This window comes from Jiulongibacter sp. NS-SX5 (genome assembly GCF_052828545.1).
Map to the genome: position 1 here is coordinate 1212265 of NZ_CM128248.1, position 25625 is coordinate 1237889.

Here is a 25625-nt window from a genome sequence, read left to right on the forward strand (position 1 = left end):
CAAACCTACGAATCAGTTTTTATGTCTCGCAAATACCGTGTCGCCATTTTTGCCTCTGGCAGTGGATCTAACGCAGAAACCATTACCAAGTATTTTGAAAACCACCCTTCCATAATTATTAGTCTGTTTTTGACCAATAATGCTGAGGCCGGTGTGATCAAGAGAGGTAAAAAACTGGGTGTACCTACCATGGTTTTCTCAAAAAAGAACTTCGCCGAGAGGGATGATGTCATCAAGGTTTTAGAGAATATGCACATTGATTTTGTGGTACTAGCGGGCTTCCTGTGGTTAATCCCTGAATCATTGATCAAGGCGTACCCGAACAAAATTGTCAATATACATCCTGCTCTTTTACCTAAATATGGAGGAAAAGGTATGTGGGGACACCACGTTCATGAAGCAGTAGTAGCCAATAAAGAAACCGAAAGCGGAATTACCATTCATTTTGTAAATGAACATTACGACGAAGGCGAAACGATTTTTCAAGCCAAATGCGAAGTAACAAGCTCAGATACCCCGGAAGATGTGGCTAAAAAGGTGCAGGTTTTAGAACATCAGCATTTCCCCAAAGTCATAGAGAACACCCTGTTAAATCTATAATTAAAAAGCCCTTCGAACTTAATCGAAGGGCTTTTTAGTACATTGAAATTTGATACTACTTATCTCTTTTTCAAGTTTGATAAGTATTCTATCACATCTCGCATTTCTCTTCTATTCATGAGGTAGCCCATCATTGGCATACCAGATGGATAGTTTTCTCTATTCTTTATACGACTCTTAGCCACTTCTAACGGCTCCGCCTCAGAAGTTCTTAAGATCATCTCGTGATCATCTTCTTTTTCTAGGATTCCAGTCACTTCCTGTCCGTCGTCCAGCGTAATGGTCACTGTACCATATCCCGGGGCCAGACGTGCACTCGGCTCTACCAGGGCTTGTAGTATTTGCTTACGCTCCAGCGTATTTCCGATGTCAGAAAGGTCTGGACCTACAGTACCACCCTGGCCATTGATGGCATGACATCTGATACACTGACCGGTTTCATTACGAGTAAAGTACATATACCCTTCTCTCCTGTTACCACCGTAAAGCACATCTGCGTATTCTTCAAAAATGTTTCCTTTTGGTACTGCTTCCTCAAGTTTTGCAGCTAAATCTGCGGAGCCAGAAGCCTCTATTGCTTCAGAAAGATCCAATCTAAGTTCGTTATCTAGTTTTTTATCTTTTAGCTGACCGATCAAGGTCTCAAAAACACCTTCTGTGTTTGAAAGACTCATTTTACCCAAACTTTGAAGAATCTGCTGCTTTTCACGAAGACTTCCGTTCTCCATGACGTTTTGAACCATTCCCGGAAGAAGTTCAGCAGAAACATCCACCTGACTTAACAAGCCTAAAGCGGCTGTTCTCACAGTTCTGCTCTTATCTGCCAGCCCGTCATCTACCAGTTTCCCGATTTGAGGATAATCTAGGGCCGCCAATCCTTCCAACACAGCAGTTTTTATCTCGCTTGATTTTGTTCTTTCATATAGGCCAGCCAGCTTATTATTAAAACCTCTTATTTCAAGATCCTTCAATAAGCCAATGGATGCTTTCACGACACTTTCATTGTTGTCATCAAGGAATGACGCCATCTTAGGTATTACCGTGTTTCTTATAGCATCTGCGTCTCTTTTGATAGGTCCGCGGTAACGTCCATCTACTCTATCCAATACTGAAGGCTCAGCCCATACACCAATTGTGGCTATGGCTTCTGCTTTCATAGCCTCTGATACATTTGCTCTCTGAGCAAAGGCTAATAAGTCATTCAACTGTTTTTCTTCACCAACTCTCAAAGCGGCATTGATAGCTCTTCTTAAAATCACTTCTGAACTTACAGAAGCATTATTCAGAACATTGGCCAATGCAGGTAGTGCCTCAGGCACAGACCAATCATCATTTATAGCTCTGGCTGCCTCAGCTACCACATACATATCCTTATCCTTTAAGAAATCAGCAAGTTTGGCGTCATGCCATTTTCTCAGGACAAGCACCGCTGCTGTTCTAAGAGCTTTTGAAGGGCTGTTCACTAGTGAATAAACCGCTTCTTTCTCTCCAATTCTGGATAATGCTAAAACACCCGCATGTCTGATGTAAAGATCTGCATCATTGTTTTCCTTAATCATACTGATCAATGCATTAACAGCACCCTTGTGTTCTATTCTACCCAAAGCCTGGGCGGCATAGAACCTCACTCTGGCATGCGTAGAATTCAAAAGACTTGTCAATGCATCTCCAGCTGCTGCGTAACGTACATCACCCAAAATTTTAGCAGCCTGAGCAACAATCTCCTTGTCTACGTCATTGAGATATGAAACTAAAACCTCAGCCTCCGCAGGATTCTTAGCGGCCTTTTGACCAATTCCCCAGATACCATGTACTCTGGCAAGTTGATGACCAGTTTGACTCAAAGCCTTTTCAAATTGCCCGGCCCCATCAGCTCTTGTGGCTAGTTCAAACTGAGCTTTTTGACGAATTCTCTGATCTTTAAAGAACAGTAAATCATATAATTCTGAACTGCTTTTCAAGGTATAATCTGCAGCCATCAGCTCTTTTGTCTGAGCTCTTAGCTCTGCTAAATCATTGTCTTCCACATCAATTTTCCAGATTCTACCATAGTCCTTAGTACCCCAGCCATTCACCCAGTCGGCAGCGTATAATGCACCATCTGTACCAAAACGAATTCCCGTAGCCAATACACCATTCAGCATATCTACCTCTGATTTAAAATCGAAAGTGGCTCCGTTCTGTTTCAGATCAAACGACCAGATATGTGCTCTGGAAGGGGTTCCTGTAAATTCTACCAGGAAGAATTTATTTAACCAGTTACTACCGAGAGCCGTTCCTGGGTTATAGAGCATTCCGGTAGGTCCGTTATGGTAGTTTCTGATAGGAGGTAGAAAATATGCCGCCTGACCTTCTTGTCTTGGCTTATACATTTCTTCATCCATCCAGATTTTGTATTCGTTATTCTTTGGGTCAGTGTATTTACCAAACTGCCAGTTAATACGCCAGCCACTATCAGAGCCTTCTACAATATGAACCAGACGTTCTGACTCACCACGGTGGTCGCCATCATTATCTGAACTGATCAGATTACCGAACTCATCAAAGACAAACTCATGCGTATTACGATGCCCATGAGAGAAAACTTCAAAATCTGACCCGTCAGGATTACATCTGACAATTACCCCTTGGTTCGGGAAATGATATTTTTTCCCTGTTTGATCGGTCATACTTAAGCCCGGGTCGCCGATACCCCAGTATATTTTCCCATCCGGCCCTTCTGTCAGGCCAGACATTCCATGTCCGCTAAAACCAATATGAATATTGAAACCATGGGCTATAGACGTTTTTTTATCATAATAGCCGTCGCCGTCGGTATCTTCTATTCTCCATAGATCTGGCCCAAGGCCAATGAAGGCGTCGTTTCTTCTTATAAGAAGTGCACCAGCCACGTCAGTTATTTCTTCATTGAAATCCTTTAAAACCTGTGTAGACACATCTGCAAGACCATCGCTATCAGTATCTTCAAGTCGCCAAACTTCTTCCTGCTCTACAGCCAGATCACGCCAGTCATGACTTCCATCTTCGTTTAGGTCTTTCAGCCAGGAATTATCATCTGACTTTTCAGGAGCAAAAATCTTTCTCAAAAATGCTCTTCTATCTTCTACAGACTGTAAGGAGATAGACTCGGTCATCCAGTCACGATGACCTCTGATATCAAACTCAGAGTTTTTCTGACGATTTGTTCTGGTGAGATAAATGCGGTTATAATCATCGATTGACATTGCAATCGGATCAGGAGCTAAAGAATCTGTAGCCCAGATATTGATTTTTAAACCATCTGCTAATTTTAAAGGAGTCTCAGATTCTATTTGCTTGGCATAATTAGCATCATCTGCTCCGGCAAAAATCTGAATGAGTGGTTTTTCTTGAGTAGCCACCTTCATACATGACCATACTGTTAAACAGCCTAAACCAGCTGCTGTCAACATTCTCAATCGCTTATTCATAGGGTTGTTTTATTACGAAATAGTTTGAGACGCAATTTACACTCAAGATTGAGCTGGCAAAAATTTAATCCACAGAACTAAGCCTTTTGAAGACCAAATGTTCGTGTAAACCTACCAGTAGGGGCTCATTAGTAGGTATTGCCTTCAATTATTAGTTAGATTTGATAGAAACAACCAATTCAACCCTATAATATAATGACAAAGAGAAGAGATTTTATCAAAACCTCAGCTATGGGTTTGGCCGGCATGGCCATCTCAGCAAAAAGTTACAGTAGAATCCTGGGAGCCAATGACCGTATTAACATGGTTACAGCCGGAGTAAACGGCCGGGGAAGGGCTCACCTCAATATGGCCAGAGGACTAAAAAAGCAAATTAATGTAATCGGCTTGGTAGATCCAGACAGCAGAGTTTTTGCCCGATGCTTCAAAGACTTCAAAGAGATTTTAGATAGTAGCACATTAACCATGGCTGATTACCGAAAAGCCTTAGACAATAAAGATGTAGACGCTATCTCCATAGCCGCACCAGACCACTGGCATGCTCCGATGGCCATAGAGGCCATGAAGGCTGATAAGCACGTCTATTTAGAAAAGCCTTGCTGCCATAATGCCGCAGAAGGTGATCTGCTACATGCCGCTGTTAAGAAATATGGAAAAGTACTTCAAGTAGGAAATCAACAACGTTCCTCACCGACTACTGCCTCTTTAAAGAGGAAACTAGATGAAGGAATTATCGGCAAAGTATATTACGCCAGAACCTGGTATGAAAACAACCGTGGTAGTATAGGCACCGGACAAAAAATGGCCGCACCTGCTGAATTCAATTGGGAACTATGGCAAGGACCTGCCCCACGGACAGACCTCATGGATAACTACGTGCACTATAACTGGCACTGGTTCTGGGACTGGGGCACGGGTGAAATTTCAAATAATGGCCTACACGAACTGGATGTAGCCAGATGGTTATTAAATGCGGGAATTCCGTCAAAAGTAACCTCTACTGGTGGGCGTTATTCCTTTAATGATGATTGGCAATTCTGGGATACGCAGATCGCTTCCTTTGAATATGATGACGATTTAATGATCACCTGGGACGGAAGAAGCTGTAACGGCACAAATATTAATAAAGGTCATGGCGGTCGCGGGACCTGGATTCACGGTACTCATGGAACAGCCGTGGTAGACCGTGGCGGATATAAAATATTCGACAAAGGAGATCAGTTGCTGGTAGAAGAAAACGAACGAAGCAGTAGTAGCTCTGTGGATACCTTAGGAATCACCGGTCTTGATTATTACCATATGCAGAATTTTGTAGATGGTATCAATAAGGGTGCTGCCTTGAATTCGCCGATTGACGAGGCCGTAAAAAGTACCTTAATGTGCCATTTAGGAAATATGGCTCAGAAAACTGGTCAAACTCTACTTGTGGATACGAAAACAGGTAAACCTGCTAACGCCGATGCCATGAAAATGTGGGGTAGATCTTATGAGAAAGGCTGGGAACCTAAAGTTTAATTTTTGATAGTATTTTGCGATGCAAAAAGGAAGGACAGGCTTGTTCTTCCTTTTTTTATTGCTCTTCCAGTTCAAAATGGAAGGGCAAAAACTCAAAAACGTCTTTAGCTATATAAACCTGATCTTTGGTATCCCACATCCATATTTCAATAGCTTCACTTTGCCTGTTTCTTATATCTGCAATCACCTGCAGGCAGCCAGCACAAGGCACCAATGGAGTAGGTACTTTATATTTGGTAGACTGGGCACATACTGCAATCCTTTTGACTCTGTTTTGAAGGTCTTTGGCACATTCAAATAAAGCGACACGCTCTGCACATAGTCCGGAAGGAAAAGATGAGTTTTCCTGATTGGCACCTAAGACTATACTTCCATCTTCTCTTTCAACCGCACATCCTACCCTAAACTCAGAATAAGGAGAATAAGACATACGAGTAGCCTCCAATGACTTCTGAAGAAAATCCTGATCATTACTCCCAAGGCTTTCAAACTGAATTGGCTTTAACTCTACTTCTTTTTTCATCCCTGATGTTCTTTTAACTATTGGCGACAAAAAAAGCCCCGAAACGGGGCTTTTTATCAAGCGTTTGAGCTGTAAATTAAAGAATTTCTATTGGAAACTCTACAATTGAATTTTCCCAGCCGGCTTTTAAATGTGCCACACCCGGGCTGCCTTCATAAAATGTGATAGAAAACGCTTCTATAAGTTTGTCAGACTTCTGAACCGGAGCAGAAACAGAGGCCAATGTCTTTGAGGTGTCGTATCCGTAATTTCCCCAACCATCCAGTCTTGGGTGAACGTGTAGCGTCCAGGCTGACTCTGTAGGTGTACAGAATAATGTATATCTGCCCGGGGCTAAAATCGTTTCACCAATTTTTACGTTGGTGTAAAATGTAATTTCTGTAGATTCGTTAGCTCCAAATCTCCAATCTTCGTTGTACTTAATCAGATCACCGAAAATAGTTCTTCCATTGACTAATGGTCTTGAGTAGATAACCTTGATTCTTGGCATTAAGGCACCCTTTTCGTCAGCAGTTTTAGAAAAACCGGCTCTGTGTGCACCATTTGGATAATACGCCAAATCCATGATGCTTTTGTCAATACCGGCAAAATCCTGAGCGGCCAATTGAAAACTCAAGGCAGTTAATAAAAGAACGAGTACTTTTTTCATTTTTTTGATGTGTTTTAGGTCTTGGTCAATTTGACTTACGTGCAAGAATAGTCAGACTCTAAATTGGAATGTTGCTTCTGATCTATATCAATTGCTATATCGTAGGTAAATTACAACGAAATTGAGTACAGCTCATTATCAAACTAAGAAAACAATGTTAAAATATATCATTTACAGCCTATTGCTAACCGTAGGTGCTTGTCAAAAAAAGAATACACCCACAGCCACTTCTGCCCCTGGTGGCTCTAATGCAAATGAAGAATCTGCTTTGACGTATCTGGCCTTAGGGGACTCCTATACAATAGGTGAAAGTGTAGAAGAATCATTAAGATGGCCTGTTCAACTTACAGATCGGCTACAAGGCTTAGGTTATGACTTAGGTAAACCTAGAATAATCGCTACCACTGGTTGGACCACCAATGAATTGACAAGTGCCTTAAACGCTTCGACTGTAGAAAGTGATTATGATCTGGTTTCTCTGCTTATTGGCGTCAATAATCAGTATCGTGGGAGAAATGCCACTGAATTTAGAGGTGAGTTCAGAAAGCTCTTAGAACAAGCAATTGGCTACGCCGGTGGCAATAAAAACAATGTCTTTGTAGTCTCCATTCCTGACTATGGTGTGACACCCTTCGGTCAAGGAAGAAACCCAGATAAAATTGGTAAAGAAATCGATGAATTCAATGCTGTTAAAGAGGAGATTTGTAAAGAGTATGGCATAAGCTATTATGATATCACACCTATTTCACGCGAAGCCATAAATGATCCCAGTCTGGTAGCAAGTGATGGACTTCACCCATCCGGAAAAATGTACACGCGATGGGTAGAACTATTTGCAAGTGATGTAGCCAAGAAATTAGATTGATGGAGGAACTACTTCAAAAAGCATTAGAACTAGACCAAAATGATCCTCTTGGTCATTTCAAAGAACGTTTTGAGCTGGAGCAAAATACAATATACCTTGATGGAAACTCTTTGGGCCCTCCATTGAAAGATACCCTTCAAATGATACGCCATACCAGTGAAAACCTATGGCAAAAGCGATTAATTAGAGGCTGGAACGAAGATTGGCTGAGTTCCTGGAAAAGGATTTCCCAAAAAATAGCCAAACTGATCAATGCCGAACCGGATGAGGTTCTGGTGACCGACTCAGTTTCAGTGAATTTGTATAAACTGATGTACGCGGTGCTTGAATTCAAAAAAAGCGGCACAGTCATCTACGATTCTCAAAATTTCCCCTCTGATCAATACATCATCAAAGGACTAATAGAAGGGCAATTCCCTGAATTCCAGCTGAAACAAATCAATACAGATCAAACCGAAACAGCCAATGAGAAAGTTAAAGCAGCAATAGATCACCAAACGGCATTGGTTACACTCAGTCATGTAGCCTATAAGTCTGCCTTCAGATATGATCTCAAATCCATAAATAGCAGTACCAAAGAAGAAGGAGCCATCAATCTCTGGGACCTGAGCCATTCTATAGGTGCTGTGCCTATTGATGTAAAGGAAGATTGTATAGACCTGGCGGTAGGCTGTACCTATAAATACCTTAATGGCGGGCCCGGTTCTCCGGCATTTCTTTATGTGAGTAAACATTTACAAAATCAACTTCAAAATCCCATTAAAGGCTGGTTTTCTCATGATAAGCCTTTTGCTTTTGGTGATAACTATACACCAAAAAATGATGTGACACGATTCGCAGTGGGTACACCATCTATGATTTCAATGAAGGCTATTGAGCCTGGGGTAGACCTGCATCTGGAAGCCAGTCCCAAACGAATTTGGGAAAAGTCTGAAAGGCTTTATGAATACTTTTTACTGTATTTTCAGAATTTTCTGAAAGAAAGAAATTTTAATATTTCCACCCCTTTGATTGCTCATAATAGAGGATCCCATATCGCTTTACACCATGAGGAAGCTTGTAGAATAAATCTGTCTTTGATAGAGCCTCGTACATTTAAATGCGTATTTATAACTGATCACAGACCGCCAGATATCATCAGGGTGGCACTTACTCCCTTGTATATTGGTTATCAGGATATCGCTCAGTTTTGTCAGCGTTTGATTAAGATAATTGACACCAAAGAATACCTAAACCACTCCACTGAGAAAAAAGGAGTGATATAAAAATAAAAAAAATGAAGAATTTATTGCTATCGAGCCTAATACCATTATTCCTGTTTTTTCAAGTACAGGAGTGTGAAAACGGAAATCAACAGAACACCTACCAGGCTCCTACTGAGGAAGAATTGGCAGGCACTGAAATCGCCTACTTTGCAAGTGGTTGTTTCTGGTGCGTAGAGGCCATTTATGAAAGTGTGAAAGGGGTAAAAGAAGTAGTTTCCGGATATAGCGGCGGTACTAAGGCCAACCCAACTTATGAGGAAGTGGGTAGAAAAACTACTGGTCATGCTGAAACTGTAGCTGTATATTATGACCCGGAAGTTGTCAGTTTTGAGACCCTTGTAAAGGTTTTCTACGGATCGCAGGATGCCACTACCTATGGTCAGAATCCTGATTTTGGCGAGCCCTACAGATCCATCATTTTCTTTGAGAATGAGAATGAAAAAGCTGTTGCAGAAGCAGCGAAGGTGGCTGAAGCCAAAAATTACTCAAAACCGATCGTGACAGAGATCAAGAGATTTGAAAAGTTCTGGCCGGCAGAAGAGTATCATCAGGATTATGAAAAAAGAAATCCCAATCAACCATATGTCCGGTCGGTTTCTATTCCTCGTCTTAACAGATTTAAAAAGAAATTTCCTGAATTGCTGAAGTAATTCTTAATCTAGTTTTTTAGGGTTTCCTTAATGACCCTGAAATCTGAAAACAATTCCTGAAACTCATAGTCAAACATTTGAAACTGAGCCTTTTTCAAATAATAAGTGTTAGAAACCTTTTTCCTTGACGGTGAAAAGAAACTTTTATGATTGGCCTGAACATCTGGTAAATAATAAACGAAAACTTCATTAAACATATTTACCTCGTCTAAAAAACTAGTTTTTAGTTCCGATTTTAGAAAGGCCTTTTGATCACTATTAATTAATTCTGTAGAATCTATCTTGAGTACCAAAGAAAGAAGCTCTCCACTTAACTTATTAAATTCCCTCATCTCTTCTAACGGCAGTTTAGTACCTATAGCAGTACAATCCGAAAAAAAAATTGCAGGATCGAAGAAGTCTTCTGTTTGAGATTGAATTGAATGAAATATGTCCTTTTTCGATTTACTATTAGCTGATAAATTTTTGATGTGATCACTGTAACTGGTAGTATAATAATTTTGTTGACTTAGCTTATTTACTTCCCTTGTTTCATATAATTCATTGATAACAAAAAAGATTGCACCTATTGAAATTACGGGTGTTGTAAGTTTTGAGAATGTATCTATCAACCATTGTAAGTCCTCCTCCTTCTTCAAAGTTATACTTCCATAAAAGCGATATCTCATCCAAAGAACAAGAAATATGCAGAGAACAATTACCGATAAGAAAACTATGTAAAGCATACTATTCTAATTTCTATTCATGAGCTTCTTCACAATCTCATATGCACCTGTTTTTACCTTGACGAAGTAAAAGCCAACAGGTAATTCTGAAACGGGCAACTCAATTCGCTCATTCCAGTTTTGTATTAAACCGGATTTGAAAAGTAATCTTCCCTTGATATCGTAAAGGAAAATCTCAGCGTCAGATGTGGTTTCTATATTCTCTACGAATGCATTTGACCTGTAAACCGGATTTGGATATACGTTGATCAAAGTATTAGGCACGTTCACCATTAGCTCGTTAGATTCACCAGAAGTACAGGTTAGAACCTCACTTATTTCAATAGACTCCACAGCCGAAATGCTGTAAGAGCCAGGACCATCAAGTTTTATAGGATTCTCTCCTGAACCAGATAAAATACCATTTATAGTCCACGCAATTGACGAGTTTTCTTTTTGATCAAGTAGCTCTACCTCTGTAAATCCTCTCTCAATAATTGTTGGAGACTCGGGCAACTCCAAAAATGTCAATTCTGAAGAACTGGACAATTCTGACGAACATCCGGCACCGTAATATCCGAAGTAGTTCAGGTTCTTGCTTTCTGAGACTTGCCTTTGAAATTCCATGTTGCCATCAGACCATCTGATGGAATCCCATTCGCCGATGGCATCCAGCATGACATCTGAGCCTTCACATAATGTAATACTTGTATCAGCGTCTAAAACGAAGCCATTGATCATAAATCGAGGTGGATTTGCAAAATCAGGTACCTGCTGATCTGTTATTTGTTTAGATTCTGCCGTTAATCGACATCCCGCACCGTTTTCTGCTGTATACGAATATTCTCCACTCTGGTTTATCTGAAGTGAGGCGTTCAAGGATGAATCTGCCCAAATAACATTTCTGAATCGCGTATCGGCACGGAGTGTTAGAGTCTCTTGCGGGCATAAAACATCCTTTTCTGCCCAAGCCGCAGATGGAGAATTGAATAGAATTGCTGAACTATTCACAGCAGTACTTAACTTAAAACACTCATTTTCATCACGAAGAATGGCTCTAACGGTGCCACCCGCTTCTACCCTACTTGTTACCTGCTGACCATCATGCCAGCGGTACATTGAATAATCAGAAGGTATACCGATTCTACTCGCCGTATTGTTTTCACAGCTGATTTCAAGCGGAGCAATTGGCTTTTCAAGTATTGGTCGGCAATTGGCAAAAAAATTATCATCCAGCTTTTCTAGCCATGCAGCAGCTAAAAGTCCAAGACCTCGTTCTTGCGAAGTGTTTTGAAAATGAACACCATCAGGTCTTGGTATTTGCAGATTGTCTGTAAATGGACCTTCAAAAATATTGAAGCCAGGTTCATTGATAATTCTTGTTTGAGCCCTGATGACATCCTGAGAAAGAAAACCTCCGCTGTATGAAACCTTGGAAAACATCCAAGCTACATTCTTGCCAAAGTCATTTCGGGCATTCTCTATCAATTCTTTATAGTATCCGAAAATTTCGTCTTCCCGAGGAATCCCAGGGGAAGTGTCCGTTTCTCCCTGATGCCATAAAATTGCACGCACTCCAAAAAGCGATGCATATTGCTTCAGGCTGATTTTAAGGTTATGGTATGGAAAGCCGCGTTTAAAAAAATCTCGAAAAATAGCACTGAAAGTAAACTCATTTCTACTCGCTTGCCACCAGTTATAACTTAATGTCCCGGTTTCTGCCGAATTAAAGAATAGAATCGGGACGCCTAACTTCGCCACCAAACTATCTCCCACTTCACCCCATATCCATGGCGAGAGTCCGTTAGGGCCTATATTTGAATTATCTTCTAAATGAGAAAATTGCATGGGGAAGCGAGGCTCGTAAGAATCATTATCGTTTTGAAAGTTGGCACAGTTTACCCGATCATCCTGGCTGCCTGTTCCACCATAATTCGGCACTCCCTGAGCATTAGACTGCCCCGAAATAATGAACACCTCACCTACTCCTACCTTATTTATCTGTGAATTGAATAGAAGTTCCCCTCCTCTGTAAGCTTCGAGTTCCAGACGATACCAACCACCAGCGGCAGTAATTGAATCCAGGATGTACCCTTGAAAAGATTGATTGGCGATGCTTACCCAAGGCAATTCCAATTCTCCATTATCTGCATACTCCACCAGCCTGGCCTTCACACTATCTACTTGCTGACTAATAGAGGCTGAAATGTAGATTTTACCCTGATTTGCGAGATCTCGCTGAAAGACAGAACGCTCTACCGGAAAATCTATGGACAATTGAGCCACGGTCTGCAGGCTTACCAGTAGAAGTATAAAGATTTTTTTCATGTGGTGTTTATTGAACAAAAAACGTTGCCTCATGAACGACCTTTATAAAGAAATCGTCTTTCAGGCAGCACCTTTTACAAAGAAAACCTAAGGCGTTGCCATTTCAAATAATACTTATTTTACGGCTTAGAGCTTCTCTTTAAACACCTCGTATCCAAAGCTTTTATGTAGCTCAAAAGTCCCTTCAGAAGTCCAAACCCCTATTGATGGAAGCCCCACACCATTAAAAGTTGTCGTCTTTACCATGGTATAGTGAATCATATCTTCGAAGACAAGAGTATCTCCTATCTGTAGTGGTTTGTCAAAAGCATAGTCACCCATAAAATCACCAGCCAGGCAGGTCATTCCACCCATGCGGTAATTATGTTTACCCGGCACATCTGTTTGGTAAGCACCCAGAATTCTTGGTTTATAAGGCATTTCCAGCGTATCAGGCATATGAGCCGCAAAACTTACATCTAAAATGGCCACATCTACTCCCTGAGCATCTACGATATCCAGAACCTTTGATGTAAGAACACCTGTTTCCCAGGCAATAGCAGAACCAGGCTCCATAATAATCTCCAGATCATAGGTTTCTTTGAGACGTTTGATCTGTTTTATCACATGCTCAATATTATAACCTTCGCGAGTCATCAGGTGACCTCCACCCATATTGAGCCATTTAACCTGATGTAAAAGGTCACCAAATTTCTCTTCTACATGTACAAGGGTTCTCTCTAGCACAAAACTGTCGTTTTCACACATGGTATGAAAATGCAGACCTTCAATACCCTCAGGCAATTGATCTCCAAGTACATCTCTGGTAATACCAAGCCTACTACCTACTATACAGGGGTTATACATATCTGTTTCTACCTCCGCATATTGGGGATTGACACGCAGACCCATAGAAATGGGATCTTTGAAATCATTTACCTTGCTCTTAAAGAGTTCATATTGATTTAAAGAGTTGAAAGTAATGTGCGAACTGTATGACATTAACTCATCAAATTCTTCTGGTTTATAAGCGGGTGCATAGGTGTGTGCTTTGCAATGCATCTCCTCAAAAATGAGTCTGGCTTCATTTAAACTACTGGCTGTGGCTCCTTTGAGATATTCCTTCACCAATGGAAACATCTTGTACATAGAAAAGCCTTTTAAGGCCAGGATAATATTGGCTCCGCTTTCTTCTTGTACGAATTTTAACAAATTAAGATTTTCCTTTAATCTGTCTTCTTCTAAGACATAACATGGAGAAGGTATCTGAGAATAGTCTATTGCCATTAGTTTTTTATTTGCATGGCAAAAATAGAGTCTCTGATCAGAATATAGACCAGAGACTACAATTTATATCTAACGATTAAACTCTATTCAATCTTGAAAGTCAAAGGTAAGGTGTACTTCACTCTCACCGGCGAGCCATTTTGTTTTCCCGGTGACCATGACGGCATGGCCTGTATCACCCTTGAGGTTTCTTCATCACAGCCGAAACCAATTCCTTTTAAAACTTTCACATCTGAAATACTCCCATCTTTCTCAATGATAAAAGAGGCAATGACTCTACCTTCAATTCCATTGCGAGATGCAGCTGAAGGATAACGTAGATTTTTCCCTAGCCATTTATAAAGTTCTGGAAAGCCTCCTTTGAATTCAGGCATGATTTCAGAAACCATAAAGACTTCTTCTACTTTCTTTTTGGGAGGTGCAGGCGGCTCGGGGGCTACAAAAGCAATATTCGTTTCAGGAGCAGGAGGCAAATGAAATGTTTCATCTAACCCCTCCCCTTCTATCGCAACGCTACCAATGACCTTGTTTTCAAGATTGCTTTCAGATAAAACTTCGTTTTTCTCCGGTGTTTCATCATTGACGGGTTCTACCAATTCCGGTATTACTACCGTAGCTACTTTAATTCCGCCCGAGGGTTTCGGAGGTTCGGGTACATCAGGAATAATTGAAGGTGGTTCTATAGTATCAACTATTCTATAAATGCCGGTATCATCTGTATCATCTGCCGTTTTATGATATTTCAGACCGATAAAACTACTAGTGAATATGGTGAGAAATAAACCGGCACCTAGTAGAGTGGCTTTGGTCAGGTTAGCCCCATACTCTTTCCTCAATACATAAGCCCCGTAATCCTTATTACGATTCTCAAATACAATATCATCTAGATTGAAGTCAATTCTTGTTTCCATTTTGTTTAATATGTTAATCTGAAAACTCTGTCAAATTTTCAAAGTGAATGCCAGATACGAATCAGACAGATGCCGGCTTGATTCTTCAACTAATTTATTAGTTACAAATAATAACTCAAAGCATATAACTAATTATTTAGTTGGCTTCCTATTTTCAAATAATAGAAACAGACCGTAAAACTTCAGGCTTTGGCATCATGACCAACAGTCACTTTTTGACGACCAAAGAGCAAAACAGACCCTCAGACTTTAATTTTGTTATTAAGCGGTAGTAAAATAGATTATTTTCCATTTTAGGGAATTTTTTTCCATTTATTTCGCTCAAGAGGTTTAGATAGATGCTTTATGGCATGGCATTTGAACTTTATTTAGTGTATTTACAAAAAAACACTAATGAACGCTATTATAACTTGTGCCCTTATTATATGTACTTCCATTACGGAAAATGCATACCGCGAATCGGACAGTTCATCCAAACTGAATTTTTCGGAGGAAAAAGTGGCAAGCTTTTTGAAAACCGTAGACCCCTTAAATTTGGCTACAAAGTCAGATACACTTACACTGGCGATGAACTTCACAGAAGATCACATCACTTCAGATTTGAGAAGTCATAATCCATACACCAAACCATCAAACAATAGAATGGCCATCAAGAAAACTAATTCTAAAGGTCAAACTCAAGCTGTAGAGAATACCATGGTAGTAGAAGCCAAAGCCACTGCATCACCGACGGCCTCGGTTTGTATGCCATTCATGATTACAAAAACTAAATAAGACAGCTAGATTAAAGATTTGATTTCCGTGCATTCCAGAAACTTCCTTCCTTAAAATAAATAGTGATTCATAACAAAAAAGCCAGACGTTTACGCCTGGCTTTTTTCATTAAAACTGATCTTAAGCTACACCAGAGAACTAGGGTTAATACCTGTATGTTTTTTAAACCACCGACTAAAGTAACTTTGATTAGTGAATGCCAGCTTATCAGACACTTCATTGATGGAATACGCATTGCTGGTCAGCATCTTTTTGGCCTCCTCTAACTTCAAAACATTATAGTAACTGTTTATCCCCGTCCCATACGCATACTTAAAAAGGTTACACACTTTGGTTCTGCTGATACCAAACTCTTTTGCTATGTCATCTAAAGAGGGAGATACTTTCCTCACATGATCTTTAAGGTATTGTTCTATTTTATTGATCGTGTTCATATCATGATTATTGATATTTTTCACTTTCCCTTTTCGTCTGTCAAGGTCATGAAGAATATTGATGTATTCACCGATCAATTGATACAGCTCACCTAATAAAGAGAGTCTTTTGAAAGGCGAAGATGTATGGAAGCTTTTCAGTACAGAAAGAATATCGTCTACATTAATGGCTTTGGTACTGGCTCTTAGCCATGAAATCGAGTTTTTATGAACCAATACTTTGTCAAAAACCTCCTTCAATTCTGGCGGTAGCACTTCTTTTAGCCAGTTAGATTGAAGAAAAATAATATCAAGCCTACATTTTCTACCTTCTTTAATTACAAAATCAGGGATATCGTCTAAAGAGCCAGTTACGCAGATCACTCGTTCACTTATCTTCAACTGACCGGCCATACTTAAAGGCATCTGTGATTTTTTCTCATAGCGAAGGAAGAAGAGAACCTTATACTTCTGGCACTCCTTCATTTCTGAAAAAACGAATTTGGATGTTTCTCTAAAATTGAAAGAAACTGTGAAGTGAGAAATAGTTCTTTCTACTTCACTGAAGAAAACTTTACCCGTGCCAAACTTAACAGGGATTGAGATTTCCTGCTTCTTTTTTAATTCGAGTTCAAATAATTGTAAAAGCTCTTGTGCAAATCCAGAGGGTTCACACTTTTTCACAACATATTCTTTCATCTTTCTCCTCTATCGTGTGCTGGTTAATCATTTTCGTATACCTAATATATACAATCGTACACGCCAACCACAAATTCCTCACCAAACAATTTATATTTTGTTATTAAACGGTAGTGAAAAATTATATTTTTTAAATTTACACTTTTGTTCACGAAAGTTTCACATTCATACATCATACCAAGCCGATTTGGCATGAGGTATTGAATTTGGTTTTTGACTTGGCATAAACGACCATTTCAAAAACATGACAAATTCAAAAGCTTTACTATTTCTATTGTGCCTTTTTTCATCATTCAGTACATTTTCCCAAGCTGTGGAAAATAATGGCACGTGTATGGACCCGATCGTTGGGGCCGGAGTATATATCAATCAAGCAAGAACTGCGGGTATTAACTTATTAGGAGGAGTCAGCTCGGCTCCAAATGCCATTGACGGCGACCTGACAAATTATGCCGATATGCAACTGGGAGTTGCTTTAATAGGAGGCGGTTCTGCATTATCCATTACAGACTCTACTGTTACCTATCCATCAGGTAACAGAGTCGGGGTAGTTCTTGGTGTAGATGGAGGAATACTTAATGCAGATGTTTTATCATATCTTACCATTAACCTCTATAATAATGGATCTCTGGTTCAGACTGAAACTTCAGGGACAAACTTGGTTTCTTTAGGTCTTCTAAATGGGGATGCGGGACTGCATAAAATTGGATTTACAGCTACTTCTAATTATGACGAGATCCAATTAATTGTAGGAAGTACCCTTTCTCTTATATCTGATGTTCAAGTCTACTCGTTTTTTGAAGAGCCCGTTAGTTGTCCTACAGACTGTATGGATGCAGCCACTGCATCAGAAGGGGCTACTATAGAGGTCTCACGTACAGGCATAAATGGTATATGTGTAGGTTGTTCGGTATCAAACCAAGGTTTTGCTGCTGATAATGACACTACAAACTTTGTGACTATTTCGCAGACTATTGGTATCGGAGCTAGTGGATCAGTAGCAGTTGATTTTGGTTCTACACAAGCCGCTGGTACAGAAGCTGGATTTGCTGTCTCACCTTCCGGCGGACTTCTTGACTTATCCGTGCTCGGTAGTGTGCGAATCACAACGTATCTGGCTGGTGTTCAGAGAGAAAGTTATTTAGGAAATGCAAGTCTTATTAACGCTGCAATATTACCTGGAAGTAATATTCAATCACTTTCTTTCCCAACTAGCCAAACCTATGATGAAGTAAGGATTACAGTTTTTGGTACAATCTCCTTATTAAACAGCGTCAATGTCTATTATGCCTTCACAAGGGCCGATAGCGACGGAGATGGCATCTATGACTGCATGGATAAATGTGTAGGAAGCGATATGTTCGATAATGATGGCGACGGAATACCTGATGCCTGCGACACAGATGATGATAATGACGGTCTTACTGATATAGATGAAACTACGGTTCACTCTACCGACCCCAATGATGGTGATTCTGATGATGATGGTCTTTCAGACTTTCAAGAGGTAAATGGAACCGCACCGTTAAGTGCTTCTACAGATCCTAACATTTTTGATTCAGATCTTGATGGTTTGGGTGATGGTCAGGAAGTTGGCCTAACTTCTGGTTCTAAATACACTAACCCGGCAATTTTTGTGGCTGACTCAGACCCATCTACTACTACAGACCCTAACGAGTTTGATACCGATGGAGATGGAATTTCTGATGGTACAGAAGATGCCAATCAAAACGGTCAGGTAGATGGTGGCGAAAGCGACCCGAATGATCCATGTGATCCAAATGCCTGTGATGTTGATTTTAATTTGACCATGGCTGTAAACTCAGCCACTGCAGAACTAGGTGATACCATCACTTATACTCTGACATTAGTTAATGAGCTTCCGGCCTACCCTGCTACCGGCGTTATGGTAGAGAATAACTTCGATAGCAAAGTAACATATCTAAGCCATTCAGCATTTGCAGGTACCACTTTTGACCCGGTCACAGGAGTATGGGACGTGGCCTCTGTGATGAGTGCAGAAGACACTGTTACGCTTACCGTTTCAGTAGTCATCATAGGTAAAGGAGTGATTAGCAATTCAGCCGAAGTCATTGCTTCTGATCAGGGAGATGTGGATTCTACTCCGGCAAATGGAGATCTGGCAGAAGATGATTATGCTTATAGTTGCAGCACAGTGCCGTTTGACTTATGTTATGGAGATACCCTTGTTTTAAGAGTTGACTCTATCTATACCACGTATCAATGGAATTTAGATGGAGTGCCAATTGCGGGAGCCACTAGCTTCAGTTATGAAGCTACCGCTCCTGGTGACTATACTGTAGATATTAACGGAAACTCGGGTTGTGAAACCGGTCTATGTTGTCCGTTCACAGTTCAAGGAGGTGGTGTTTTGGTAGACCTGACCATCTCAGGAACCTCCACCACCTGTAGTGGTGACTCAATTAACCTAACTTCAGGTACCAGCAGCGGAACCATCGTCAGTTATCTATGGACCCTACCAAATGGTAGTACCAGCACCAGTGCCAATATTGCCTTGGGTAATGTTACCACAGCCCTTAGTGGAGACTTTATTTTGGAAGCAACCTACGCCACGGGCTGTGTTATCACAGAAACATTTAGTGTGACAGTAAATCAAAGTATTGTCAATGCCAACATTGTTACCCTTTGCGACCCTAATGGTACCGTAAATGATGGAAGTGATGACACTTTCACCTTCACAGTAAATCCAATAGGAGGTTCAGGAGGTACATACAGTGTGACAGGTACAGGGGTTTCTCTGACGAATGTGTCTTATGGCAGCCCAAGTACGGCATCTGGACCATTTAATATAGCAGATGGCTCATTTAGCATAACACTTACAGATGATGCGACTTCATGTAGCTATGAGGCTACAGTTACTCCTCCATCAAACTGTTCTTCGTGTGCGAAACCAATCTGTGTTCCAATATTGATAGTAAAAACCAAATAGTATTAATCGAGAAAATACCCGTCCAAGATTCACTTAAGGGTTAATTAAAAAGGCTACCTGTTTCAGGTAGCCATTTTTTGTTCGTAAGAAGTAATATTTAATCCCCTTATTTTATCAATACTCATGAGGAAGTTCAATATCCACCTTCTCATTCCAAGGTAAACCATGAATATTTAGTTTCTCCATGAACGGATCAGGGTTGAGCTCTTCTGTATTATACACACCCGGCTTCATCCACTCTTCATTAGTGAGCATGAGCATTGCACCTATCATAGCCGGCACACCAGTGGTGTAAGAAACCGCCTGAGATTTTACCTCCTTGTAGGCTTCTGAGTGGCTACAATTGTTCCATACATAATAGGTTCTTTCTTTACCATCCTTGATACCTTTGATTTGGCAACCAATCGAGGTTTCTCCAGTATAATTTTCACCCAAGCTTTCTGGTGGTGGTAAAACAGCCTTCAGGAACTCTAAAGGTACTACGTCCATCCCTTGAAATTTAATTGGCTGAATACTCGTCATTCCTACATTTTCAAGAACCTGCAAATGTGTGATATACGCCTGACCAAAAGTCATCCAGAATCGGGCTCTTTTTAAAGTTGGGAAGTTTTTTACCAAAGACTCCAACTCTTCATGATACAGCACATAAGACTCTCTTTCTCCAATATTCGGGTAGTCAATAGCTTTATGAATGCTCATGGCCGGTATTTCTTTCCACTCGCCATTTTCCCAAAATCTACCCGGCTGAGTTATCTCACGAATATTGATCTCAGGGTTAAAGTTGGTGGCAAAAGCCTTCCCATGGTCGCCTGCATTACAGTCAATAATATCCAGGTAATGCATTTCATCAAAGTAATGCTTATTGGCATAAGAAGTGAATACCTGAGTTACTCCCGGGTCAAAACCACAACCAAGAAGTGCCATTAGGCCTGCCTCTTTAAATCGCTCTTGATAAGCCCATTGCCAGCTGTACTCAAACTTTGCAACGTCCTTTGGTTCATAGTTAGCGGTATCCAAATAATGCACCCCAGTTTCAAGACAGGCGTCCATGATCGTTAAATCCTGATAAGGTAGGGCTACATTAATGACCATTTTCGGCCCGAATTTCTTTATCAAAGTTACCAATTCAGGTACTATATCTGCATCCACACCGGCAGTCTGGATTTCCACACCGTGCATCTCTTTGATGTCCGATGCTATTTTATCACATTTTGATTTGGTTCTAGACGCCAGCATGATACCCGTAAAAACGTCTGAATTCATTGCACATTTGTGTGCAACTACTGTCCCTACGCCTCCGGCTCCAATGATGAGTACTTTTGACATTTCTTAGTTTCGTTTTTTATTTTGATTCAGGCCGATAAGTAGAGCCTATCGACTGTGAAATTGTTACTTATTTATCTTGTAAAGAAAAGAGAATTAGATTAGAAATCAGAACGAATGATTTTATCATCTGAAAAACTTTATAAAACCACCCGAACACTATCTAGTCGTTTATTTTCAATTGGGTCTATCATCAGCCTGGCACTATCTCTTGCCAAACTATCCATTACATATTTTAAGGAATCTGAGATGATTTCGGGCTCGTAACAGTATAATTGTCCATCGTATTCTTCAGGTTTAGGGAATTTCCCTTTTTTGTAAACCCCATTTTTACTAGCGTAAACCGACTTCATATACTTACCAAAAATTGGTAATGCGGCTCTTCCCCCTTGTCCATTGGCACCGGTCAAATGGATTCTGTTGTCTTCACAACCAACCCAAACACCAGTTACGAGCCCGGGTGTGATTCCCATAAACCAGCCATCGCGATAGTCATTCGTGGTCCCAGTTTTACCGCCAACTTCATTACCGTTACAAATACCGTAATTGTACAGCCTTCTTGAGGTACCTCCTCCCACCTCTACCGAACCTCTCAATAAATAGGACATTTCATAGGCTACTTCAGGCTTTAAAACTTGTTTCATCTCAGAGGCCGTTTCATAAACAACCACTCCATCTTGATCTTCTATTTTTTGAAGAATAACCAATTCTCCTCCTTTACCTAAATTACTGAAAGGCACATAAGCCTTCACCATTTCATAAAGACTGATATCACTGGTACCTAATGCCAGTGACAGGTTGGCATCAAGTTTACTCTCAATACCCAATTCCTTGGCTTGATCTACAACCTTTTCCACGCCCACTGTTTGAAGCATTCGAATAGCAACGGAGTTCACACTCCTTCCTATTGCCGTACGCATTGGCATAGGAGCATAAGTGAATTTACCAGAAGAGTTTTTGGGTTCCCAATTGGCATTCTTGCCGTTAATGATTGTTTTTATAGAGATCGGCTCATCATTAATCAGTGTGCATTTATCAATGCCGTTTTGCAAAGCAGTGGCATAAACTATAGGTTTAAATGCACTACCTACCTGCCTTTTGGCTTGAGAAACGTGGTCAAATTTGAAATAGTCAAAATTACTTCCTCCTACCCAGGCCTTCACCTGCATATTCTCGGCATCTACACTAAGAAGACCTGCTTGTAAAAACTGAGCCACCATTTTAATGGAGTCAATTGATGATATAGTGAGTTCTCTTTCTCCACTATGCGTCAAAATCCTTGTTGGATGAGCTTTTGACATTAATTCAAAAATTTCCTCTTCCGTTTTTCCGGCAGCCTTTTGATATCTATACGTCTCAGACTTTTTAATCAAAGCCTCTAACGTCTTTTCAGCTGGCATTCTAGGGAGTTCCTTTTCACGAGGGTTTTCTCGTTTGAATTCAGCCTTCTCTTTTGCTATCTGTTTGTCAAACCAAAACTTAAAAGACCCTTGCTCTGCAACAAACATTCGTTGTAATTCTGTTAAATGCTCCTCCACAGCTTTTTCGGCCATTTCCTGCATTTCAAAATTGATCGTGGTATGAATGGTAAGTCCATCAGTAAAGAGATTATACCCGTTTTCTTCACACCATTCCTCCAATACATCACGTAACATTACCCTGAAATACGGAGCTTTTGAATGCTCTTTTGTAATCTCTGTAAGATGAAGTCCCAGTGGTTTTTCAATAGCTGCATCATATGTTTCCTGATCAATCTTACCATATCGCAGCATTTGCGAGAGCACTACATTTCTTCTCTCCAGTGCTCTTTCCGGGCGTCTTTTAGGGCTGTAATAGGAGGTTCCTTTGAGTACACCGATTAAAAGTGCGGTTTCATGTAAGTCTAGTTCAGATGGTTCTTTACTAAAGAAATGCTTACTCGCTAGTTTGATACCGTATGTGCTATCACCAAAATCTACTGCGTTCAGATAAAGTGTTAAGATCTCCTCTTTCGTAAAGAAAATATCCATTTTTATGGCCACATCCCATTCCTTGAGTTTGGCTATAATCGTTCTTACCACTGGTATTTTACCTAATAAGCCCTGTGATTTGGACCTCCTGGTCTTAAATAAATTCTTTACCAATTGTTGATTTATTGTACTACCCCCGCGGGTGTCACCTCTGAGAGTAGAGTAAATCATCCCAGGCATAGAAACCAGATCAAGACCGTTATGAGTGTAAAACCTAACATCTTCAGTAGCTACCAAAGCCTGAATGGTTAAAGAATCTATCTCCTCATACGTGACAGGGTTCCTGTTTTCTAAATAAAACTGCCCCAAAACCTGTCCATCACTCGTCATAACCTTACTTGGTACAGAGAGTTTAGGATTTCTGGCTTCCGACATTGTTGGCATATCGCCAAACAACCAAAGGAAATTCAACTCAAGAGCTATAAAGAATAAAATAATCAATGAAAATACTGCCTTCGCAGTCAAAAGAATGCGTTTCCCTTTTCCTGCAGCCGAAAACTGCTTTTTATCAAAAACAGCGACCTTCCAGAAGCGAGAAAGCCCTGAGATAATCTTCTGTGAAACAGGATGTTCCACTATTTTTTTTAGTTCGTCTTTCAGTTTAGACAAGTCCATGTTATAAAGCCGCAAATTTTGAATAAAAAACTGAATTCAAATCTATTTCGGGTAATATTTTATTGCTGTTAGCGAACAATAAGTAATCATCTCAAAATCAACATATTCAATTCAAACCTACTCAACAAGTTACTCTTAAAAGAGTGGATTGGTTTAAACTAAATTTGAAATCTCATACTCTGTCAATGCACTTGGAATTTCTATTTTTGTGCAACACTTCATCAAAACAATAAAAAACTTCAGGTATGATTGCTGATTTCAGAAGCGATACGATCACCAAACCTACTCCAGCAATGCTGGAGACCATGTATTCTGCTAAAGTTGGAGATGACGTTTTCGGCGAAGACCCAACAGTTAATGCCTTACAAGAAAAAGCAGCTGAACTATTTGGAATGGAAGCAGCTCTTTTCTGCAGCTCCGGCACACAAACCAATCAACTCGCACTAGCTGTGCATACAGGACCGGGGACGGAGGTCATCTGTCATGAAAATAGCCACATACATCTTTATGAAGGCGGTGGAATAGCCTTTAATGCCTTTGCGGCGGTAAATCTTTTAGACGGAAAGAGAGGTATGCTTACCGCAAACCAAGTTAAAGATGCCATTCATATTGATGACGTACATTATCCTCAATCGGTTTTGGTTTCCTTAGAAAACACCTTCAATAAAGGCGGAGGAGCTATTTATGATTTTGAGGAAATCAAAAGAATTAAAACCGTTTGCTTAGAGAATAACATGGCTTTGCACCTTGATGGAGCTCGCCTTTTTAATGCTTTGAAAGAGACTCCCCAAAGTACATTAGAGTATGGTCAAGTGTTTGACAGCATTTCTATTTGTTTGTCAAAAGGTCTGGGGTGTCCCGTAGGTTCATTATTAATGGGCACAAAAGACTTTATTAAAGCCGCTACTCGTAAGCGTAAAGCATGGGGAGGAGGCTGGCGACAAGCCGGATTCTTAGCCGCCGCCGGGATATATGCCCTAGATCATCACGTAGAACGGCTGGCCGAGGACCACAAGCGAGCCAAAGACCTGGGCGAGTCTTTAAAAACCCTGCCTTTTGTGGTGGATACGATGCCTATTGAAACAAATATTGCAATAATTGAGCTTCAGGATAGTATTTTAGCCGCCGATTTCGTTAAAGCTGCTGAGCAGGTTGGTGTAAGGTGTGTTCGTTTCGGAAAACATCTTGTGCGATTTGTCACTCATCTAGACGTCAACGATGATCATATTTCTTTTACTAAAAAGGCACTGAGCCAGTTGAATTTTGCTTAAAAAACTGTTTTTCTTTTTTTGCTTTCCGGTATTTGTTTACGCTCAAGATTTCCCAGGTAACAGCCTGAAAGTCAATGTGGCCAGTGCACCATTTCAATTGTACTCCTTACAATATGAGAGAATGCTAGGGAATCATTTCTCATTTAATAATACTTTCTTTTACAGACCTGTAAAATCAATCCCATTCGGTACTCAGGCAGATCAAATTGCTAAAAAACATGGCCTAGGAGTAACCGGAGTTGATTTTGAGTACATCTTTGTAGACCTGGCCGAGATGGGCGTAAAAGGTTATTCGCCGGAATTGCGTTACTATTTTGGAGAAAAGAAGAACAGAGCATTCATCGGACTTTTTGGTCAGTATGATGATTTCGATGCCAAAATCCCTGCTTCTCTAGAAGTAAGATATGATGGGAATACAGTAGAATTATCCAAAGTGCCTATCACTTTTGATATCGTAAGTTTGTCCGGTGGTATTTTAATAGGAAAGCAATTCAATTTTGGAGAACGGATAACATTAGACGTAGTACTTATAGGGCCTCATATAGGTAAAGCTCAAAGCGTTTACGCGGTAGTAGAGCAAAGCCTCCTCTCTGAACTGGATGAAAGTGAAAAAAACTATTTGAAAGGGAAGATTATTGACCGATTTAAATTGAATACAGACTATTACGATGTCACAATCGGCGACACAAAAGCCGAAATTAATGCCAACCAAAAAGTGAAATATGCCGGACTCAGAGGGCTTGGTTTCAACTTCGGTTTCAGGTTTTAATACTCCGTTATTCAATAATCCCAAAGTCTATGTAATTTAGGCAGATTTCTTTTCTG

At 40.4% G+C, this 25625-nt stretch carries 19 protein-coding genes; 9 read left to right on the forward strand and 10 right to left on the reverse strand.

The genetic code is table 11. The features are described 5' to 3' along the window. Positions 1–21: 21 nt before the first annotated feature. The gene (gene purN, locus ACUXV0_RS05490) at positions 22–600 is read left to right on the forward strand and encodes a phosphoribosylglycinamide formyltransferase (protein WP_446192064.1); all 579 of its coding nucleotides are present in this window, start codon (positions 22–24) and stop codon (positions 598–600) included. Between the two features lie 59 nt (positions 601–659). Here the strand turns inward: purN and ACUXV0_RS05495 are convergent, their stop codons facing one another. Continuing rightward, positions 660–4049: a DUF7133 domain-containing protein gene (locus ACUXV0_RS05495; protein ID WP_446192065.1), complete on the reverse strand. Its 3390-nt coding sequence runs from the start codon at positions 4047–4049 to the stop codon at positions 660–662. A 195-nt stretch (positions 4050–4244) separates the two neighbouring features. On the opposite strand from ACUXV0_RS05495, the gene ACUXV0_RS05500 reads away from it, so the two are divergent. Next, on the forward strand, positions 4245–5564 hold the full coding sequence (locus tag ACUXV0_RS05500; RefSeq protein WP_446192066.1) for a Gfo/Idh/MocA family protein: 1320 nt from the start codon (positions 4245–4247) through the stop codon (positions 5562–5564). A gap of 55 nt (positions 5565–5619) precedes the next feature. On the opposite strand, the gene ACUXV0_RS05505 is transcribed toward ACUXV0_RS05500, so the two are convergent. Both ACUXV0_RS05505 and ACUXV0_RS05510 read right to left on the reverse strand, forming a co-directional pair. Next, a complete protein-coding gene (locus tag ACUXV0_RS05505; protein ID WP_446192067.1) occupies positions 5620–6087 on the reverse strand; it encodes a cytidine deaminase in 468 nt (155 codons plus the stop codon). 76 nt (positions 6088–6163) lie between these two features. Beyond that, on the reverse strand, positions 6164–6736 hold the full coding sequence (locus ACUXV0_RS05510) for a DUF2911 domain-containing protein (protein WP_446192068.1): 573 nt from the start codon (positions 6734–6736) through the stop codon (positions 6164–6166). Between the two features lie 154 nt (positions 6737–6890). On the opposite strand from ACUXV0_RS05510, the gene ACUXV0_RS05515 reads away from it, so the two are divergent. From ACUXV0_RS05515 to msrA, 3 genes are read left to right on the forward strand one after another with little or no spacing between them, the layout of a single operon-like run. After that, entirely contained in the window at positions 6891–7601 is a 711-nt protein-coding gene (locus ACUXV0_RS05515; protein ID WP_446192069.1) for an SGNH/GDSL hydrolase family protein, read from the forward strand. Then, positions 7601–8866, forward strand: a complete 1266-nt coding sequence (locus tag ACUXV0_RS05520) for a kynureninase (RefSeq protein WP_446192070.1) — start codon at positions 7601–7603, stop codon at positions 8864–8866. Before ACUXV0_RS05515 ends, ACUXV0_RS05520 begins: the two co-directional genes overlap by 1 nt. Before the next feature lie 11 nt (positions 8867–8877). Continuing rightward, positions 8878–9516 (forward strand): peptide-methionine (S)-S-oxide reductase MsrA, encoded by a 639-nt coding sequence (gene msrA / locus ACUXV0_RS05525; RefSeq protein WP_446192071.1) that lies wholly within the window; start codon positions 8878–8880, stop codon positions 9514–9516. Between the two features lie 8 nt (positions 9517–9524). On the opposite strand, the gene ACUXV0_RS05530 is transcribed toward msrA, so the two are convergent. The 4 genes from ACUXV0_RS05530 to ACUXV0_RS05545 all read right to left on the reverse strand — a co-directional run bounded on the left by ACUXV0_RS05530 (position 9525) and on the right by ACUXV0_RS05545 (position 14725). Further along, positions 9525–10154 carry a hypothetical protein gene (locus ACUXV0_RS05530; protein WP_446192072.1) on the reverse strand — a complete coding sequence of 210 codons (630 nt, stop codon included), beginning with the start codon at positions 10152–10154 and terminating at the stop codon, positions 9525–9527. Positions 10155–10247: 93 nt separating this feature from the next. Then, on the reverse strand, positions 10248–12548 hold the full coding sequence (locus ACUXV0_RS05535; RefSeq protein ID WP_446192073.1) for a sialate O-acetylesterase: 2301 nt from the start codon (positions 12546–12548) through the stop codon (positions 10248–10250). A 126-nt stretch (positions 12549–12674) separates the two neighbouring features. Further along, positions 12675–13814, reverse strand: a complete 1140-nt coding sequence (gene nspC / locus ACUXV0_RS05540; protein WP_446192074.1) for a carboxynorspermidine decarboxylase — start codon at positions 13812–13814, stop codon at positions 12675–12677. An 83-nt stretch (positions 13815–13897) separates the two neighbouring features. Continuing rightward, complete coding sequence (locus tag ACUXV0_RS05545; RefSeq protein ID WP_446192075.1) at positions 13898–14725, reverse strand: energy transducer TonB; 828 nt, start codon at positions 14723–14725, stop codon at positions 13898–13900. Positions 14726–15118: 393 nt separating this feature from the next. On the opposite strand from ACUXV0_RS05545, the gene ACUXV0_RS05550 reads away from it, so the two are divergent. Then, complete coding sequence (locus ACUXV0_RS05550) at positions 15119–15499, forward strand: hypothetical protein (protein ID WP_446192076.1); 381 nt, start codon at positions 15119–15121, stop codon at positions 15497–15499. 125 nt (positions 15500–15624) lie between these two features. On the opposite strand, the gene ACUXV0_RS05555 is transcribed toward ACUXV0_RS05550, so the two are convergent. Continuing rightward, on the reverse strand, positions 15625–16611 hold the full coding sequence (locus ACUXV0_RS05555; RefSeq protein ID WP_446192077.1) for a helix-turn-helix domain-containing protein: 987 nt from the start codon (positions 16609–16611) through the stop codon (positions 15625–15627). Positions 16612–16945: 334 nt separating this feature from the next. On the opposite strand from ACUXV0_RS05555, the gene ACUXV0_RS05560 reads away from it, so the two are divergent. Next, positions 16946–19582, forward strand: coding sequence for a hypothetical protein (locus ACUXV0_RS05560; RefSeq protein ID WP_446192078.1), 2637 nt, complete (start codon positions 16946–16948; stop codon positions 19580–19582). A 114-nt stretch (positions 19583–19696) separates the two neighbouring features. On the opposite strand, the gene ACUXV0_RS05565 is transcribed toward ACUXV0_RS05560, so the two are convergent. Next, positions 19697–20908, reverse strand: coding sequence for a saccharopine dehydrogenase family protein (locus ACUXV0_RS05565; RefSeq protein ID WP_446192079.1), 1212 nt, complete (start codon positions 20906–20908; stop codon positions 19697–19699). A gap of 137 nt (positions 20909–21045) precedes the next feature. Beyond that, positions 21046–23529: a penicillin-binding protein 1A gene (locus ACUXV0_RS05570; protein WP_446192080.1), complete on the reverse strand. Its 2484-nt coding sequence runs from the start codon at positions 23527–23529 to the stop codon at positions 21046–21048. A gap of 245 nt (positions 23530–23774) precedes the next feature. On the opposite strand from ACUXV0_RS05570, the gene ACUXV0_RS05575 reads away from it, so the two are divergent. Beyond that, positions 23775–24800, forward strand: a complete 1026-nt coding sequence (locus tag ACUXV0_RS05575; protein ID WP_446192081.1) for a threonine aldolase family protein — start codon at positions 23775–23777, stop codon at positions 24798–24800. After that, on the forward strand, positions 24793–25569 hold the full coding sequence (locus ACUXV0_RS05580; RefSeq protein ID WP_446192082.1) for a DUF3575 domain-containing protein: 777 nt from the start codon (positions 24793–24795) through the stop codon (positions 25567–25569). Before ACUXV0_RS05575 ends, ACUXV0_RS05580 begins: the two co-directional genes overlap by 8 nt. Positions 25570–25625: the final 56 nt, after the last annotated feature.

Bases quoted from the DNA above. Each gene is read 5' to 3' on its own strand.
- ACUXV0_RS05505 (WP_446192067.1), bottom strand. From the start codon at position 6,087: ATGAAAAAAGAAGTAGAGTTAAAGCCAATTCAGTTTGAAAGCCTTGGG.
- ACUXV0_RS05520 (WP_446192070.1), top strand. From the start codon at position 7,601: ATGGAGGAACTACTTCAAAAAGCATTAGAACTAGACCAAAATGATCCT.
- ACUXV0_RS05495 (WP_446192065.1), bottom strand. From the start codon at position 4,049: ATGAATAAGCGATTGAGAATGTTGACAGCAGCTGGTTTAGGCTGTTTA.
- ACUXV0_RS05550 (WP_446192076.1), top strand. From the start codon at position 15,119: ATGAACGCTATTATAACTTGTGCCCTTATTATATGTACTTCCATTACG.
- nspC (WP_446192074.1), bottom strand. From the start codon at position 13,814: ATGGCAATAGACTATTCTCAGATACCTTCTCCATGTTATGTCTTAGAA.
- ACUXV0_RS05555 (WP_446192077.1), bottom strand. From the start codon at position 16,611: ATGAAAGAATATGTTGTGAAAAAGTGTGAACCCTCTGGATTTGCACAA.
- ACUXV0_RS05535 (WP_446192073.1), bottom strand. From the start codon at position 12,548: ATGAAAAAAATCTTTATACTTCTACTGGTAAGCCTGCAGACCGTGGCT.
- ACUXV0_RS05570 (WP_446192080.1), bottom strand. From the start codon at position 23,529: ATGGACTTGTCTAAACTGAAAGACGAACTAAAAAAAATAGTGGAACAT.
- msrA (WP_446192071.1), top strand. From the start codon at position 8,878: ATGAAGAATTTATTGCTATCGAGCCTAATACCATTATTCCTGTTTTTT.
- ACUXV0_RS05560 (WP_446192078.1), top strand. From the start codon at position 16,946: ATGGACCCGATCGTTGGGGCCGGAGTATATATCAATCAAGCAAGAACT.
- ACUXV0_RS05500 (WP_446192066.1), top strand. From the start codon at position 4,245: ATGACAAAGAGAAGAGATTTTATCAAAACCTCAGCTATGGGTTTGGCC.
- ACUXV0_RS05515 (WP_446192069.1), top strand. From the start codon at position 6,891: ATGTTAAAATATATCATTTACAGCCTATTGCTAACCGTAGGTGCTTGT.
- ACUXV0_RS05575 (WP_446192081.1), top strand. From the start codon at position 23,775: ATGATTGCTGATTTCAGAAGCGATACGATCACCAAACCTACTCCAGCA.
- ACUXV0_RS05545 (WP_446192075.1), bottom strand. From the start codon at position 14,725: ATGGAAACAAGAATTGACTTCAATCTAGATGATATTGTATTTGAGAAT.
- ACUXV0_RS05565 (WP_446192079.1), bottom strand. From the start codon at position 20,908: ATGTCAAAAGTACTCATCATTGGAGCCGGAGGCGTAGGGACAGTAGTT.
- ACUXV0_RS05510 (WP_446192068.1), bottom strand. From the start codon at position 6,736: ATGAAAAAAGTACTCGTTCTTTTATTAACTGCCTTGAGTTTTCAATTG.
- purN (WP_446192064.1), top strand. From the start codon at position 22: ATGTCTCGCAAATACCGTGTCGCCATTTTTGCCTCTGGCAGTGGATCT.